At 37.4% G+C, this 17,275-nt stretch carries 15 protein-coding genes; 1 reads left to right on the top strand and 14 read right to left on the bottom strand.

Features of this window, described 5'->3' with window-relative positions; genetic code table 11:
* Position 1: 1 nt before the first annotated feature.
* The 13 genes from HMPREF0072_RS07010 to purE all read right to left on the bottom strand — a co-directional run bounded on the left by HMPREF0072_RS07010 (position 2) and on the right by purE (position 14,918).
* Entirely contained in the window at positions 2 to 271 is a 270-nt protein-coding gene (locus HMPREF0072_RS07010) for a hypothetical protein (protein ID WP_004828729.1), read from the bottom strand.
* Positions 271 to 564 (bottom strand): hypothetical protein, encoded by a 294-nt coding sequence (locus HMPREF0072_RS07005; protein WP_004828727.1) that lies wholly within the window; start codon positions 562 to 564, stop codon positions 271 to 273. The genes HMPREF0072_RS07010 and HMPREF0072_RS07005 overlap by 1 nt, the downstream gene beginning before the upstream one ends.
* A 261-nt stretch (positions 565 to 825) precedes the next feature.
* Positions 826 to 1,416, bottom strand: a complete 591-nt coding sequence (locus HMPREF0072_RS07000) for a hypothetical protein (RefSeq protein ID WP_004828726.1) — start codon at positions 1,414 to 1,416, stop codon at positions 826 to 828.
* Positions 1,417 to 1,438: 22 nt separating this feature from the next.
* Positions 1,439 to 2,023, bottom strand: a complete 585-nt coding sequence (locus HMPREF0072_RS06995) for a hypothetical protein (protein ID WP_039931224.1) — start codon at positions 2,021 to 2,023, stop codon at positions 1,439 to 1,441.
* 322 nt (positions 2,024 to 2,345) lie between these two features.
* Positions 2,346 to 3,989: a formate--tetrahydrofolate ligase gene (locus HMPREF0072_RS06990; RefSeq protein ID WP_004828723.1), complete on the bottom strand. Its 1,644-nt coding sequence runs from the start codon at positions 3,987 to 3,989 to the stop codon at positions 2,346 to 2,348.
* Between the two features lie 6 nt (positions 3,990 to 3,995).
* On the bottom strand, positions 3,996 to 5,234 hold the full coding sequence (gene purD, locus HMPREF0072_RS06985; RefSeq protein ID WP_004828722.1) for a phosphoribosylamine--glycine ligase: 1,239 nt from the start codon (positions 5,232 to 5,234) through the stop codon (positions 3,996 to 3,998).
* A gap of 1 nt (position 5,235) precedes the next feature.
* Positions 5,236 to 6,753 (bottom strand): bifunctional phosphoribosylaminoimidazolecarboxamide formyltransferase/IMP cyclohydrolase, encoded by a 1,518-nt coding sequence (purH, locus tag HMPREF0072_RS06980; protein ID WP_004828721.1) that lies wholly within the window; start codon positions 6,751 to 6,753, stop codon positions 5,236 to 5,238.
* Positions 6,750 to 7,313 (bottom strand): phosphoribosylglycinamide formyltransferase, encoded by a 564-nt coding sequence (purN, locus tag HMPREF0072_RS06975; protein WP_004828720.1) that lies wholly within the window; start codon positions 7,311 to 7,313, stop codon positions 6,750 to 6,752. Before purN ends, purH begins: the two co-directional genes overlap by 4 nt.
* Entirely contained in the window at positions 7,310 to 8,314 is a 1,005-nt protein-coding gene (purM, locus tag HMPREF0072_RS06970; RefSeq protein ID WP_004828719.1) for a phosphoribosylformylglycinamidine cyclo-ligase, read from the bottom strand. Before purM ends, purN begins: the two co-directional genes overlap by 4 nt.
* Positions 8,311 to 9,726 (bottom strand): amidophosphoribosyltransferase, encoded by a 1,416-nt coding sequence (gene purF / locus HMPREF0072_RS06965; RefSeq protein ID WP_004828718.1) that lies wholly within the window; start codon positions 9,724 to 9,726, stop codon positions 8,311 to 8,313. The genes purM and purF overlap by 4 nt, the downstream gene beginning before the upstream one ends.
* Positions 9,727 to 9,746: 20 nt before the next feature.
* The gene (locus HMPREF0072_RS06960) at positions 9,747 to 13,415 is read right to left on the bottom strand and encodes a phosphoribosylformylglycinamidine synthase (protein ID WP_004828717.1); all 3,669 of its coding nucleotides are present in this window, start codon (positions 13,413 to 13,415) and stop codon (positions 9,747 to 9,749) included.
* On the bottom strand, positions 13,402 to 14,442 hold the full coding sequence (locus HMPREF0072_RS06955) for a 5-(carboxyamino)imidazole ribonucleotide synthase (RefSeq protein WP_004828716.1): 1,041 nt from the start codon (positions 14,440 to 14,442) through the stop codon (positions 13,402 to 13,404). The genes HMPREF0072_RS06960 and HMPREF0072_RS06955 overlap by 14 nt, the downstream gene beginning before the upstream one ends.
* Entirely contained in the window at positions 14,439 to 14,918 is a 480-nt protein-coding gene (gene purE / locus HMPREF0072_RS06950; protein WP_004828714.1) for a 5-(carboxyamino)imidazole ribonucleotide mutase, read from the bottom strand. Before purE ends, HMPREF0072_RS06955 begins: the two co-directional genes overlap by 4 nt.
* Positions 14,919 to 15,098: 180 nt before the next feature.
* Here purE and HMPREF0072_RS06945 point away from each other — a divergent pair, with 180 nt between their 5' ends.
* Positions 15,099 to 15,779, top strand: a complete 681-nt coding sequence (locus HMPREF0072_RS06945; protein ID WP_037326708.1) for a phosphoribosylaminoimidazolesuccinocarboxamide synthase — start codon at positions 15,099 to 15,101, stop codon at positions 15,777 to 15,779.
* Between the two features lie 80 nt (positions 15,780 to 15,859).
* Here the strand turns inward: HMPREF0072_RS06945 and HMPREF0072_RS06940 are convergent, their stop codons facing one another.
* The gene (locus HMPREF0072_RS06940; protein WP_004828710.1) at positions 15,860 to 17,164 is read right to left on the bottom strand and encodes a sodium-dependent transporter; all 1,305 of its coding nucleotides are present in this window, start codon (positions 17,162 to 17,164) and stop codon (positions 15,860 to 15,862) included.
* Between the last annotated feature and the right edge of the window lie 111 nt (positions 17,165 to 17,275).

The raw sequence follows: 17,275 nt of genomic DNA, 5'->3' as shown, positions 1-17,275 counted from the left end.
TTTATCTATGAAATTTTATTAATGAAATAGAATTTATAATAATTGAAAGGGCCACACATATACAAAGGGCCTTAGATATGGTTGGCATGGTATCCATTAAGCTTGCCCAATCTTCTCTTATTACTCTTCCTGCCCCATCCGCATAAAAGGCACAAACAGTTAGGCTTGTGAAAGCTAGGCTTAAAAATCTAAAGATATCAGCACGATTTTTGTAATTCATTATATTTAAAAGGGCGGTAATTATTGCCGCCCCTCCAAAGATAAGCCACATTAGAAGGCTTCCTTTCTTATATATTTCTTAACTATTATAGCAAAATAGATTGACATCAAGATAGCTACAACTCCTGCAAGGGCTCTTTTTGTCATTCCCACAGCCGGGATAAAAATCGCTATGGCAAAGAGAGATAAAATCGCTATTGTATAGATAGATAAAACAATACCCCTAGTTACCATTTTCACTGTGGTTGCATTTTTATCTTCAAAAGATTTTCTCAATATAAAATAGAAAAATCTCATAAAAACTATTATAAGTAATAAATAAAGCGCTTTTCCTAGAATTTCCATATTTTATCCTTCCTTATTTAACCATTAGATTAAGGTCAAAATATTATTTTATGAGCTAAGTTCTCCAGAATCTTAACTTTCAATATTCGAGCCTGATAAGAGTACCATACAGTATGCTAATATAATTATTTTTTTCATACTATCCTCCTTTATCTTATCACTTATATAATATCACAAATCAGAAAAAACTTATTTGAAAAATTATAAAGAAAAAGCGGCCAAAGCCGCTCTTAAGTTTTGATAATAGATTCTATAATGTTATTACTCACTATCCTCAAGTCTTAATTCTAAGAGCATACCTGAGTATTCCTTATTATTTTTTATCCAATCTCTTATATCATCTTCATGAAAAATTGGGGTTACTAAAGAATTAGCTTCATTAGAAAAACTTGCAAATATTGGGTAAACTTCTCCGTTCTTGATTACCCCACCATTATCCCACTGCCAGCCATTTGACATCTTGTGAGTAAGTTTTTTATCTTTAAATTCATATTTGGTAAGAACAGAAGTTTTCTTATCTGAAATAGAATAAATATATACTTTACTTGAGTTTACTGCAATTCCAAGCTTTTCCTTATCTTCTATTTTAGGAAGCTCAATATCAAAAGCTTCTGAAATTTCCCCATTTTCATAAGTTGAAAGAGTCAGGCGAAGATCATCAGGCCTTATTCCCTTGAAGGAATAAACTCCTGCCCCATAATCTAAATTATCTCCACCATCAAAGGTGTCAAGCACGTTAAGCTCATAGTCTTCTTTTGTAAGCATAACATCTTCTGCATTTTTCACTTCTACTTTACAAGACGCTAAGCTTAGTATTAAAAATAGACTTAATAATACATTTCTCTTTTTCATTTTTTTCTCCTAAATATGGAAATTACTTTTCTTTTTTATCTAGTATAAGTTCAAATGCCAAAATCTTGAGGTCCTTATCTTCCTCACTCATTTTTCTAAGGTATTCTTTTGTGATACTTTTAATGTCAATGTCCTTATCATCCTTGGACATTCCAACAAAGAGGATAAGAAATTCTTTATCTTTAATATCCCCCTGATCTAGCCAATAAGTTTTCTTAAATACGTCTTTGTCTATAGAATAATCAGCCCTAAAGCTTGACGCATCCTTTACTTCCTCGCCATCTACCCTAAAGAGTGTATAAGAATTCTCATTAAATCCTAGACCTATTAAAGCAGATGGCTTTGTGGCATTCACAGGTCCACCTGCAACGTCAAAGACTTCCCCATCTTTTATAGAAAATAGTTTCATTTCTAGCTTTTCTGTATCAAGTCCTTTTAGGGAATAAATATTATAGGCAAGGTCTAATTTCTTTTCTTCGCCAAAATACTCTACCGCATCTACATCAGTCTTAGCTTGGCTTATTTTCACACCTTCTTCTAGATTAGCTTTTTTATTACAGCCAGTAATGGCAAGGGCCAAGGCACATATTATTAAAAACTTTTTCATCTTATCCCCCTTTATCTTGTTACTTATATAATACCCAAAATCAAAATAAAAAAAAGGATTTCCCAAATAATTTTTCACGAAAAAAGCGGCCGCAGCCGCTTGTAAATTTTTATAAAATTATTAATAAGAAGATGATTAAAAGGACCATTAAAACCTTAGCACCCAAGGGTAAAATTTCAACTTCTTTTTCCCAATCTGTGCTCTTATACATTCTTTGTTCATCTATATATGAACTCGTAAAGGACAAAGATTTTATATAATAGGTTAAATTTTCCTTAATTTTGATGATTTTATCTTTCAGCTTCTATCCTTTTTGTATTTTCTAGAATAAATTTATAATATTATCATTTTCGTCAACGTCTATGTCAAGAGCATTTGGGTGTTTTGGAAGGCCTGGCATAGTTAGGACCTTATTAAGATATGCAACTATGAACCTTGATCCTGTCTTAATTTTGATGTCAGAAACTGTAATTTCAAAACCTTCTGGTCTGCCCTTGATTTTTCCATCATCTGTTAAAGATGCTGGAGTTTTTGCCATACAAACTGGGAAATTTCTATAACCAAGTTCGTCGATTTTATCAAGGACCGCCCTTGCCTCATCTGTAAAATTAACCTTGGCTGCTCCGTAGATTTCCTTGGCGATTGTGTTGATTTTCTCTTCTGTTGATAGGTTGTCCTCGTAAAGAAGTTTCATGTCTTCCTTATTGTTTTCAACTAATTTCACGAGTTTATTAGCAAGGTCAATCGCACCGTCACCACCCTTGGCCCATACTTGGGTTAGGGAGAACTCAACTCCAAAGTTCTTTGCCCAGTCTTCCATAAATTTGATTTCAGCTTCTGTGTCTGTCACAAATTCATTAAGGGCAACTATTACTGGAAGGTTGTATTTTTTCATATTTTCTACGTGCTTTTCAAGGTTTTTAACCCCTTCTTTTAGGGCATCTAGGTTTTCTTCGGTGAGATTACTTTCATCAACCCCGCCGTGAAGTTTAAGGGCCTTGATAGTTGCAACTACAACAGCTGCCTTTGGACGTAGGCCAGAAACTCTGCATTTGATATCTAAAAATTTCTCTGCACCTAAATCTGCCCCAAAACCTGCTTCTGTGATTACATAGTCAGAATATTTAAGGGCTGTCTTTGTTGCAATAACAGAGTTACAACCGTGGGCAATATTGGCAAACGGACCGCCATGGATGATTGCTGGGTTGTTTTCCAAAGATTGAACAAGGTTTGGATTCATGGCATCTTTAAGGATAGCCACAACTACACCTTCAACGCCCAAATCTTTTGCAAAAATAGGTTTGTCATCTTGGTTATAACCCACCATGATATCACCTATTCTTGATCTTAGGTCTTCTAGGTCTTCTGCAAGACATAGGATAGCCATGATTTCACTTGCAACTGTAATATCAAATGAAGAATCCCTCTCGTCCTTGCCATTGGCATTGATTTTTATCCTTCTAAGGGCTCTTTCATTCATATCCATGACATAGTTAAACATGACTTTTTTAAAACCAAGTTCATTGCCTTGGAAGATATGGTTATTAATTAGAGCCATGATTGCATTGTGGGCAGATGTGATGGCGTGAAAGTCCCCATTAAAATGTAGATTTATCTCATCCATTGGCACAACTTGGGCGTAGCCTCCACCTGTTGCCCCACCTTTTCTACCCAAAACTGGTCCAAAAGATGGTTCCCTAAGAGCAACTGTAGATTTTTTGCCTATTTTATTTAAACCGTCAGATAGGCCTACAGTTACAGTTGATTTTCCTTCCCCAGATGAGGTTGGGTTTATAGATGTGACTAAGACTAGGTTTTCAGATAAATTGTCAAAGTTTTCTCTTTTAATCTTTGCCTTATAGTCCCCATATTTTATTAATTTATCGGCTGAAATGCCAATCTTTGCTGCAACGTCTTCTATTTTTTCTTTCTTTGCTTGTAAAGATATTTCGTAATCAGTCTTCATTTTCCCTCACTTCAATGATAAATGTCCGATGTCTTTCCTACAGAAAAGATTATCGCACTTAATTTTTTCAACGTCCTTGTAGGCGGCTTCTCTTGCTTGTGCCAAAGTTTCTCCTTCTGCACACACGATTAAAACCCTACCTCCATTTGTAAGAATCTTTCCGTCACTTTCCTTTGTACCCATATGGAAAACTTTTGAATCAAGACCATCAAGTCCTGCAATTTCAAAACCTTTTTGGTAGGATTCTGGATAACCCTTTGAAGCAAGGACAACACCTATATAGGCCCTATCCTTCCACTTAATTTCCATTTCCCTATCGTCAAGAACAGCCTCAGCCAAGTCGTAAAGGGAAGTCTCCATAGATAAAAGGATAATTTCTGTCTCAGGATCTCCAAAACGAACGTTGTATTCTATAGTTTTAACCCCGTCCTTGGTTTTCATAAGGCCTGCAAATAAGATTCCCTTAAAAGGTCTGCCTTCCTTAATCATAGCCACAGCTGTTGGCCTTACAACCTTTTCTAAGGCCTCTTCAATATCTAAGTCTGTGATGTGTTTAATTGGCATATAAACGCCCATGCCACCTGTATTTAGGCCTTCGTCATTATCAAAGGCCCTCTTGTGGTCTTGGACAACCTTCATCGGCATAACCTTATCACCTGACACAAATGATAAGAGGGAAAATTCCTCACCCTCAAGAAATTCTTCTATAACAACAGATGCACCAGCTTGTGCAAAGATCTGATCAACCATAATCTCTTTGAGGGCTTCTCTTCCCTCTTCAAGATTTTGGGCAATTATTACTCCCTTACCTGCAGCTATTCCATCAGCCTTAATTACCAAAGGAAAATCAGATTTCTCAACATAATCCATGGCTTTTTTGTAATCTGTAAAAGTCTCGTAAGATGCTGTTGGAATGTCATATTTTTTCATCAAATCTTTGGCAAAGGCCTTTGAACCTTCAAGAATGGCAGTGGCCTTGTTTGGGCCAAAGACCCTGATATTTTCTTTTTCTAAAAGGTCTACGATCCCGTCAACCAAAAAGGCTTCTGGGCCTACAAAGACCAGGTCAATTTCCTTTTCCTTACAAAAAGCTGGAAGTTCTCCGACTTCGCAAGTGATACAAGTTCCAAACTGGGCCACGCCAGGATTTTCTCCCAGCATAAAAATTTCGTGGCCTTCCCTATATAATTTATCAGAAATGGCATGTTCCCTGCCGCCATTTCCTACTACTAATACCCTTGCCATATTAATGTTTAAAGTGACGCATGCCGGTAAATACCATAGCTATGCCGTTTTCATTACAAGCATCGATTGATTCTTGGTCACGAATAGAACCACCTGGTTGGATTATGGCTTTGATGTCGTGTTTAGCTGCCTCATCAACACTGTCCCTAAATGGGAAGAAGGCATCTGATGCAAGAACTGCCCCCTTTGCCTTATCCCCTGCTTGTTTAAAGGCGATTTCAGCTGCACCAACCCTATTCATTTGACCAGCGCCAACACCTACGGTTTGACCGTCCTTGGCAAGCAATATCGCATTTGATTTTACGTGTTTTACAATCTTGTTGGCAAATTCTAGGTCCTTTAGGTCTTCTTCGCTGACCTTTGTATCTGTAACTGTTTCTAGTTTTTCATAAACCTTGTCATCGTAGTCTTGAACTAGGATTCCGCCTCTAACTGATTTTATTAATTTAGGATTTTTGTCAGTCTTCTTTGGAATCTTGTAAATCCTTACGTTTTTCTTCTTTTCAAGAATTTCTAAAGCTTCATCTTCATAATCGTAAGCAAGAATGATCTCAAGGAAAATCTCGTGCATTTTTTCTGCAGTTTCCTTATCAATTGTACCGTTAATGGCGACAATGCCACCGAAGATTGAAACTGGATCTGCTTCAAAGGCACGCTCCCAAGCTTCAAAAACAGTCTTACCTGTAGCTACTCCACATGGATTCATATGTTTTAGGCCAACACAAACAGTCTCGTCAAATTCTTGCAAAATATCAAGGGCAGCTGAGGCGTCTTGGATATTGTTGTAAGACATTTTCTTTCCGTGTAATTGCACGCAATCTTGGAGGGCATAGGAAACTTCTTCGTCTGAAACATAGAAGGCAGCCTTTTGGTGAGGGTTTTCCCCATACCTTAGTTCGTCCTCAAGTCTAAATGTTAAATTCAAAGTTTCTTCAGTACCATTAATTTTATTAAAATAAGAAGCGATTAGGCAGTCGTATTGAGCAGTTTTGTTAAAAACTTTACCTGCAAGTCTTTGTCTTGTTTCTAAGCATGTTTCGCCCTTTTCTTCTAATTCCTTAAAGATGATTTCATAATCATTTTTATCTGTAACTACGGTCACAAACTTATAATTTTTTGCAGCAGACCTTAACATAGAAGGGCCACCGATGTCGATATTTTCGATAATTTCTTCATGACTTACCCCTTCTTTTGCAAGGGTTTCAGCAAATGGATAAAGGTTAACGCAAATTAGGTCAATATAGCCGATTTCGTTGGCCTTAAGCTCTGACACATGACTTTCATTATCTCTTTTTGAAAGAAGACCACCATGGACTTTTGGGTGAAGGGTTTTTACCCTGCCTTCTAAAATTTCTGGAAAACCTGTGTAGTCTTCTATGGAGATGCAATCTACTCCAGCTTCTCTTAGGTGGTTTAAGGTTCCGCCTGTGGAAATTATTTCAAAACCATTTGCCACAAGACCCTTGGCAAAATCTGCCACACCGGCCTTGTCACTCACACTTATCAATGCTCTTTTCATTTTTCCCCCTTTAATATTTCTGCTGCTGTTTTTATATATAACCTGTGCTCAAGATCATGCACTTGACCTTCTACTTCATCTAAACTTTTATTATAATCAACCTTAAACTTATCTTGGGCGAGGATTTCTCCGCCGTCGATTTCCTCATTTACATAGTGGATAGTCACTCCTATGTACTCTTCTCCCGCTTCGTAGGCTCTTTTGATTGACTCTATCCCCTTGTATTTTGGAAGGAGGGAAGGGTGGATATTTACCACCTTGCCCTTATATTTTTCTAGAAAATCTTTAGATAAAATCCTCATATAGCCTGCTAGGAAAATATAATCAAGGTCTTTTACCTTTTCTAGGATTTCTTTTTCATAAGCTAACTTGTTTGCATAGTCTTTTGGATTAAAAACAAAGGTCTTAATATTTTTATCTTCTGCCCTTTTAATAACCTTGGCCCCAGTCTTGTCACAAACCATTATTTTTATATTTGCAAGACTTTTTATTTGATCTGAACTTGCTAGAGCCTCAAAATTTGTACCTGTGCCTGAGGCAAATATTCCTATTTTTTTCATAGAAGGACAATCCCTTCCTTGTCAGTAACTTCACCTAAGACAAAGGCATCATCAATTAAATCTAAGACTTTTTGCTTATCGGCATCGTCAACAATTACAGCAAGGCCTACGCCCATGTTAAAGACTTGGTACATCTCGTCATGGTCTATTTTGCCTTTTTCTTCTATAAATTTGAAAATTGCTGGCACTTCGTAAGAATCCCTATAAATTTTCATGCCAAGACCTTTTTTGAGAGCCCTTGGGAGATTTTCTATAAATCCCCCACCTGTGATGTGGGAAATGCCTGCAACCTTCACATTCTCAAGTAAAGTCTTAACTTCCTTAGCGTAAATTTTTGTAGGTCTTAAAAGAGCCTCGCCGATAGTCTCGCCATTAAAGTCATCATCAAGACTTATATTTTCATCCTTCAAAACTTTTCTTATTAGAGAAAAACCATTTGAATGAAAACCTGTTGAAGGTATGCCTATTACAGCTTGGCCCGGCTTGGTATTTTCTGGATTAATTAAATCTTCTTTTTCGGCAGCGCCAACAGCAAAACCTGCTATATCGTACTCGCCTTCCTTATAAAAACCAGGCATCTCAGCAGTTTCCCCACCCACAAGGGCAGCTTGCGCCTCTCTACAACCATCAGCCACTCCCTTGACAATAGCTTCAATTTGAGCTGGATCATTTTTGCCACAGGCAATGTAATCTAAAAAGAAAAGTGGAAGGGCGCCTTGGGCGAGGATATCATTTACACACATAGCCACAGCGTCAATGCCAATTGTATCGTGCTTATCCATGTCAAAGGCAAGTTTAAGCTTGGTGCCAACTCCATCTGTCCCACTTACCAAAACTGGATTCTTAAAACCATAGGCAGAAAGGTCAAAAGCTCCACCAAAACTTCCAATCATATCCATCATGCCTTTGTTTTTTGTGGATTCTACGTGTTTTTTTATTCTCTCAACTGATTCATAACCGGCATTTAGGCTAACACCTGCCGCCTTGTATTTCTCGCTCATTTATTCCCCTTTGCTAAATATTGTTTTTGTATGTCTGTAAGTTCTTTCTTAAATTCTTCCTCGTAATCACCTAGGCCTTCATAATATTCACCTGTGAAAATATCTAAGGAAATTCCGTTGTTTGGACTATCAAAGTCAAAACCGATTGCTTCCTTTAGACCTTCTACAGTTATAAATTCCAAACTATCGGCACCTATTAAATCTCTTACCTCGTCTTTGGTAAGGTTGGCTGCAATTAATTCCTCAGAAGTCTTCATGTCGATTCCCGAATAAGAAGGGAAGATTATCTCAGGAGAGCCTATTCTTAGGTGGACTTCGCTTGCTCCTGCCCTTTTGAGCATGGAAATGATTCTCTTAGATGTAGTGCCCCTTACGATTGAATCGTCAAGAAGGATTACCCTCTTATTTCTAACTACGTCAGATAGGGCAGACAATTTCATCTTTACTGCTATATCTCTTAAATGTTGGGAAGGCTCGATAAAAGTCCTTCCTATGTATTGGTTTTTGATAAGACCCATTTCATATGGCAAACCAATTTCTTCTGCATAACCTGAAGCAAGTGATAGGGAAGAATTTGGTACACCAACAACTATATCAGCCTCCACAGGGTATTCCCTTGCCAAAACCCTGCCGGTATTTTTCCTAACTATGTGGACGTTTTTGCCAAGGATAGTTGAGTCTGGTCTTGCAAAATAAATAAATTCCATAGATTCGATGGCTATATTTGAGCCTGGTGTGAAACTTCCTATTTCATAGCCTTTATCATCAATTTTTATAAATTCACCTGCTGAAATATCCTTTAAAAAGTCTGCACCGATTACATTTAGGGCACAAGATTCAGATGCAATGGCATAAGAATCATTAAGTTTGCCAAGTACTAGAGGCCTTGTAGCGTGTCTATCAACAGCTCCATAAAGAGCATCTTGGGTTAAAAGCATTACAGAGAATGATCCCCTTAACTTATTTAAGGCTTCCTTAAACCTTTCTTCGATAGTTTCCTTTCTTGACCTTCTAATTAAGTGCATGATAATTTCTGCGTGGCTTGCTGAGTGGAAAACTGCTCCCTCGTCTTCAAGCTCTGCCCTTAGCCACTTGGCGTTATTCAAATTACCATTCATGGCTATGCCAAGGTGGCCATCGTTAAATTTATACAAGAGTGGTTCGATATTCTGAACGTTGGTGGAATTGCCACTTGAGTACCAAAGAGCACCCAAGGCGGCAGACCCATCTATTTTTTCTAATTTTCCATTATCTTTAAATACATCAGCAAGAAGGCCAATGTTTCTATAGCCCCTTAGTCTAGTTCTTTCTGTTGATACAATTCCTGCACCTTGTTGACCCCTGTGTTGAAGAGCGTGAAGAGCATAAAAGGCAACACTTGGTGCCTTTTCTATATTCCAAATTCCAAACATTCCTACTCCTTTGTTAAATCTTATCTAGTAAAATATTCTACACCGTTTTTAAATATGTCTTGCCTATCCTTTAAGGTATTGGTTTTGTAAAGAGTCTTATAGGACCTTTCAGAATGGCCCATCTTACCTAAGATTAGACCATCTTCACTTACCATTCCCTCAATGGCTAGGGCTGATCCATTTGGATTATATTTGCCGTTTAGACTTGCGTCCCCATCGGCGTCTACGTATTGGAAGGCTGCAAGGTGTTTGAATTTTTCAATCTTGTTGCCAACGAGTCTTCCTTCTCCATGGCTAAAGACAAGCTCATGGAGGTCTCCAATTTCAAACCCTTGGGTCCATGGTGACTTGGTAGATGCCACTCTTGTGATAGCTGTGTCTGATATATGCCTATAGCCAACATTTCTAAAAAGGCTAAGGTCATCTTCGTCAAGATTACAGATTTTTCCATAAGGCAAAAGTCCTGATTTTATAAGGGCTTGGAATCCGTTGCAGATACCAAGTATTAGCTTTTTGTCAGCTAAGTGGGCATGGATTGCTTCTTTGATCTTGTCATTTTTAAGGATGTTTACAATAAATTTCGCTGACCCATCTGGCTCATCTCCTGCAGAAAATCCCCCAGGGAAGGCTATGATGTGAGAAGTTTTAATTTCTTCTACGAAAGCATCGATTGATTTTTCAATGTCGTCCGATTTTGTATTGGTAAAGACAACTTGGGTCACCCTTGCACCCGCCTCTTCAAAGGCCTTTTGGGTGTCGTATTCTGAGTTTGTACCAGGGAATACTGGAATTACCACCTTAACCTCGTCAACTTTTTCCTTGTAATAGATATTCTCGGTTTTTTCTGAAACGAGATTTTCTACCTTGCCTTGGTTTTTGTTGTAGTAGGTAGGATAGATTTCTTCAAGAGTTGACATATAGGCTTTTTCAGCCTCATCGATATTTATTTTAATGCCATTTACAGAGATTTCTTCGCTTACCTTACCGATTTCCTTAAAGTCTAAATCAGTATTTGCTTCAATGACAATTGAGCAAGGATTAAAATCAAGAGTTGCATCATAGTCGATTGTAAAACCTAATTTATTACCAAGAGCCATCTTGATTAAGGATGAAGTTACAGATCCAAAGTCTTGGACGTAGGCTGCTACAACCTTCTTATCTTTGATATAAGAATTCAATTTTTCAAAGTCTGCCATGGCCTTTTTAATATTTGGATAGGCCTTTTCGTCTTTTTCTATTTCTATGATATATAATTTATTGCCGACTTTTTTAAGATCTGGAGTAATAACGTCTTCGATTTTTACAGGGGTACAAGCAAAGGAAATTAAAGTTTCAACTACATTTAGGTCGTTAAAAGATCCTGACATGGAATCCTTGCCACCGATTGAAGGTCTGCCAATTTCTCTTTGAGCGATAATTGATCCTAGCATGGCCTGGGTAACCTTGCCCCATTTTTCTGGGTCATCTAGGAGTTTTTCAAAATATTCTTGGAAGGAGAAGTATAAGGACTCCTTATTTCCACCAGCTGCATAAACTTTGGCAACAGATTCTAAAACTGCGTAAATGCTTGATAGGAATGGTGAATATTTTGAAATTTTTGGTATAAAACCGTAGGCCATAATTGTTGCTGTATCTGGTGTCGAATACAAGGTCGGAATGGCTGCAACAGATGCTTGGACAGGAGTTATCCTTTCCTTGCCTGCAAAAGGCATCATAACTGTTTGAGCACCTACTGTTGAGTCAAACATTGAAACCATACCCTTTTGGTTGGTGACATTTAGGTCTTTTAGCTCATCCAGGATAGCTTGCTTGCTCACTTCTTTTTTAACAAAAGGATTTTCACGAACCTTGTCAACTAGGTCTGCCTTGGCGTGTTTTCTAACACCCGCTGTTGCTAAAAATTCTGCACTAAAGTCTACAATTTTTTCATCATTGTAATACATTTCCAAGCGTTTCTTGTCGGTGATATTTGCAACGTGAACATATTCAAGGTTTTCTTTTTCACACTCTTTTACAAAGGCCTCATAGTCTTTTTTGTCAATTCCTACAGCCATTCTTTCTTGGGATTCTGAAATGGCTATTTCTGTTGGATTTAGTCCCTTATATTTGGTCTTTACCCTATCAAGGAATATTTCAATACCTTCAGAAAGCTCACCGATGGCAACAGATACACCACCAGCACCGAAGTCGTTTGATTTTTTGATAAGTCGTGTAACCTCTGGTTTTCTGAAGAGTCTCTGGATTTTTCTTTCTTCTACGGGGTTTCCCTTTTGAACTTGGCTAGATGCAGTTGTTAAAGATGAGTCATTGTGGATTACAGAAGATCCAGATGCACCTTGGATACCATCCCTGCCAGTTCTTCCTCCAATCATGATAACTATATCACCAGGGAGAAGCTCTTCTCTCTTGTAATCTCCGTCTTTTACTGCGCCAACAACAGCCCCAACTTCCATGGTTTTTGCCACATAGGATGGGTCGTAAATTTCTCTGACAAAGGTTGTTGCAAGGCCGATTTGGTTACCATAAGATGAATTTCCTAAGGCCTTTCCCTTAGAAATTTCAACCTGTGGGAGCTTGTTAGCCATAGTATCTTCTCTTTTTTCTAGGATATTTCCAGCACCAGACACTCTCATAGCTTGGTAAACATAGGACCTACCAGAAAGTGGGTCTCTGATAGCCCCACCAATACAGGTTGAAGCTCCACCAAATGGCTCGATTTCTGAAGGATGGTTGTGGGTTTCGTTTTTAAACTGAATTAGCCACCTTTCCTTCTTTCCCTTATTTTCTATCTCTGTGAAAAACGAACAAGCGTTGATTTCTTCAGAAACTTCTATATTAGTATCACCCAACACCTTGGTGTGGTACTTGCCAAAAATTGAGGCCATATCCATGAGTCTAATTGGCTTAGTAATGCCAAGCTCTTCCCTTAATTTCAAATAATAATCAAAAGCATCTTGTATTTCTTTTTGGAAAAGTTTTGAATTTATTTTTACCTCATCAAGGCTTGTTTCAAAGGTTGTATGCCTGCAGTGGTCAGACCAAAATACGTCTAGAACGTAGATTTCAGTTTCACTTGGGTCCCTATTTTCTTTCTTGTAGTGGTCTTGAATAAATTCCAAATCTTCAAGGTCTAGAGCTAGTGATAGGTCTTTTATTAAACCTTCGAGTTCTTCTTTTCCATAATTCCTAAAACCAGTCAAATCCCTCAATGGTTTCATTTGAGAATCTATAGCAAAGTCCATTTTTCCTAGGTCTTTTTCCCTAGATTCAATTGGGTTTATTAGGTATTTTTTTATTTTTCCTAGTTCTTGCTCAGAAACTTCTCCATCTAATACTACAAGCTTGCCTGCCCTAACTAAGACGTCTACCTTATCGTCAATTAATTTTAGGGCTTGCATAGCTGAGTCTGACCTTTGGTCGTACTGGGCTGGGAGGGTTTCGTAAGCTATGTAGGTTTTGCCATCAAGGTCAAGGTCTTCAAAGACTTGATCAGTCATCATTTCTGCGAAAACTCTTGTTTTTGCCTTCGCATAAAGGTCTTCTGAAATGTTATAAATGTCGTAAATTACGTATGTATCAACTTTCTCTAAAGCAAGATTAAAATCTCTGTTAAAAAGTTTTTTTAGATTTTCGCTCTCCCTGTCATAGGCAGGTCTTTTTTGTACAAATATTCTCTTATTCAAAGTCATCCTCCAAATATACATTTCCTAAAAAGTTCATGTGACCGATTTTCCTGTTGTGGCGAGCTTCCTTTTCGTATAAGTGAAGATAGCCTTGTTTCTTGGTGATTAGGTTAATAAAATATTCTTCGTTTTGGCCGAGAATATTATATAGGGTCGCTTCCCTGTTTTCTATTTTTCCCACCTTTAGTCCACAAATACCTTCTATGTGGGCCCTAAATTGGGACTTGGTCGCTGATTCCTGGGTTATATGACCAGAATTGTGGACCCTTGGAGCAATTTCATTGAAGATTACATCTCCATTTGAAATAAAATACTCAACTGTAAGTACTCCGTAGTAGTCATTGTCAGCGAGGATCTTCTTTGTATATTCAATTGCCTTTGACTCTTGGTATTTGGTAATATGGGCAGGAATATTTGACCTATAGAGGATGTTGTGTCTATGTTCATTTTCAACCACAGCCACAATCTCGATTCCATCGATATCCTTAACTGCAACTACCGAAATTTCCTTATCCAAATCGATTAGCTCTTCGAGGATTGTGTCTTTTTCTACTTCCTCATTTGAAGAAATAATTTTTTGCCCCTTGCCGTCATAACCAAATCTAGTGGTTTTCATGACGAACTTGCCATCAATTTCATAATCGCCTTTATTAGCATCAAAGTATTTTACCGTTGGAATCCCAAGCGACCTAGCATATTCCTTTTCCTTAAGCCTGTGCTGACTAATTTCCAAAATACTTGAAGACTGGACGAAATTGTATTTACTTTCAAGTTTTTTATAAGAATCTATGTCAATATTTTCAAACTCGAAAGTAATTACATCGCTCATTTGGCACAGTTTTTCGATATTTTCGTATACATTAAAAGCACTATGGATAAAATAATCTGCGAATTTTCTAGCGCAGGCGTCTTCGCTTGGATCGAGAATTGCAATCTTATAGCCCATTTCTTTTGCGCTCATAGCAAGCATTCGTCCAAGTTGGCCGCCACCGATTATACCGATAGTGCTTTTTGGTAATATAGTCTTGATCATATTTTCATATCTTCCTTTACTATATTTTCTAATTCAATTTTAAAATCCCTGTACTTTTCTGCTAATTTTTCATCATTGATAGCAAGAATCGCAAGGGCAGTAATAGCAGCGTTTTTAGCTCCTGCCTCTCCTATAGCCATGGTCGCAACTGGCACGCCATATGGCATTTGCACAATAGAAAGCAACGAGTCAACGCCATTTAGAGTAGATGATTTAATTGGAACACCAATTACAGGTAGTGTAGTTGACGCAGCAACCATACCTGGCAAATGTGCAGCCCCACCAGCTGCAGCTATGATTAGGCTGTAGCCGTTCTTCCTGGCATTTTTCGCAAAGTCAACCATTAACTCAGGTGTCCTATGCGCACTGATAACCCTCTTGTCGTAGTCTATGCCAAACTTATCAAGCACAGAACAACATTCTTTCATAGTCTTGTAGTCAGATTTTGAACCCATTATGACAGCTATTTTTGACATTTTAACTCCTTATCTTTTCTTCTACAAAATTAGTATATCTATTTTATTATTTTTTTCAATGTTTAAAGTTAAATAAAAAATTTTTCATCTATCCTTGACAAATTTTCCTAAGTTAATAAAATTTACTTGTAAGAATGTCATAAATTTATATCATTATTGCAAAAGAATAAGGAGAAAATAATGGATTTAATTTACAAAGGCAAGACAAAGAACATCTATAGCTTAGATAATGGCAACATCTTGATGAAATTTAAAGACGACGTTACAGGCAAGGACGGAGTTTTTGATCCAGGTGAAAACCAAGTTGGTCTTTCAATTGATGGAGCTGGCAAAGCTGGACTAAGGATGACAGAATTTTTCTTTAACAAACTTAACGAAAAAAATGTCCCAACCCATTATGTAGCTGCAAACATTGATGAAAACACTATGGAAGTTAGAAAAGCAAAAGTGTTTGGCAAGGGTCTTGAATTTATCTGCAGATATAGGGCAGTAGGTTCTTTTTACAAAAGATATGGCAAATACATAGAAGAAGGTGCTCCACTTGATGGATTCTTTGAAGTTACAATAAAAGACGATGCCGCAGGCGATCCTACTATTTCAAAAGATTGTCTAGCAGCCTTAAATATTGCAACAGCTGACCAATACGAAGAACTAAAAAGACTTACAAAAGAAATTTGTGGTCTAATCCGTGACATTCTAAAAGAAAAAGGTCTTGACCTTTATGATATAAAACTAGAATTTGGCGTAGATGAGAATGATAAAATCATCCTAATTGACGAAATATCTGGTGGCAACATGAGAGTCTATAAGGATAATGAATACATCGAACCACTTAGACTATCAGAATTAGTCCTTAAATAAAAACCAATCCCTCTTGAGATTTTACAAGAGGGATTTTTTTATAATTTTCCAACACAAAAGCAGGCAAACGCCTGCTTTTGTTAAAATGATATTCTAAATATTACTGCAATTAAGCAAAGAATAACTGCTAGAGGTACATATAGGAATTTACCAATATTATACCAAGTATTTCCGTATTGTTTTTTAGCACCTAGGTTAATTGCTCCAAGAAGCTGATCTTTGGTTAAGATCCAGAACCAAGTTACAGCACCAATCATTGCCCCTATTGGGATAACATATATTGAGATAAAGTCCATAAATGGTCCCCATTGGCTAATCATTTCCATGTTTACACCTATAGCAAAAACCACGAGACCTATCAAAAATAAAACTAGATTACGTTTTAATTTGGGGTGTCTTTGCATGAGGGATTCTGCTACTACTTCAAACATATTTTGAAGGGATGATATACCGCCAAAGACAACTGCTACGTATAATATAATTGCAAAAACTCTACCAAAGCCCATATCCTGTAAGATTGTTGGTAGGACTTGGAAAAGTAAACCAGGTCCACCTGCCTGGTCCATGTTGTAGACGATAATCGCCGGAATCATTACAAAGGAAGCAAGCATAGCAGCTACAGTATCTAGGAAACCTGTCATCTTTGAAGATGAAACGATGTCTTCATCATCAGAAAGATAAGCACCTACAACTAGCATACCAGAACCAGTCACTGATAGGGAGAAAAACGCCTGGCCCATAGCCTGAAGAATTGTTCCCCAATTTATCATTTCTTTATCAAACCTAAACATATACTTGTATCCCTCAAAGGCATTTGGAAGTGTTAGAATCCTAATAGCAAGGACTACAAAAAGCACAAAGAAGGCTGGCATCATGATTTTATTTGATTTTTCAATAGTAGATGCGCCACCAATACAAGAAAGTAGAGTAATGGCTATGATAAAAAAGTGGTAAGGCACTACTGAGAAAGGTTTTAAAGAAAAGCTATCAAAATAACTTGTTGTATCTACAGTTAAAAGTGACCCGGTTAGAGAATCTACCAAAGCTTTTAAGACGTAGGCAACAATTACTGCATAACCAATCGCAATCAAAAGTGATCCAATAAGTGGTATGTAACCTATAAATTTGCCTATGATTGTATCTTCCTTGCGACTTTTAAATGCCTTTTGGTAGGCGCCAAGAGTACCTGTGTGAGCGTACCTACCCACTGCAAACTCACTTGCAAGACCACAGTAAGCAAAGACGCTTACAAAAAATATGTAGGCAATTAAAAAAACTATGCCTCCCTTTTGAAACTTATATGGAAAGCCCCACACATTTGCCATACCGACTGCAGAACCAACTGCCGTGAGGATAAATCCTAATTTAGAACTAAATTTATTCATCTTTTTTCTCCTTTTTCATTATATTTATTTATTTTCTTTGTTGATATATCACTTTAAAGCATAATCTAATTATAACCGAATTTTTAAATAAATCAAGAAAAAAAATCTCCT

The organism is Anaerococcus lactolyticus ATCC 51172, assembly GCF_000156575.1.
Taxonomy (GTDB): domain Bacteria; phylum Bacillota; class Clostridia; order Tissierellales; family Peptoniphilaceae; genus Anaerococcus; species Anaerococcus lactolyticus.
Note: the sequence above shows the minus strand (reverse complement) of the source record. Positions and strands in the feature narration are given on the sequence as shown.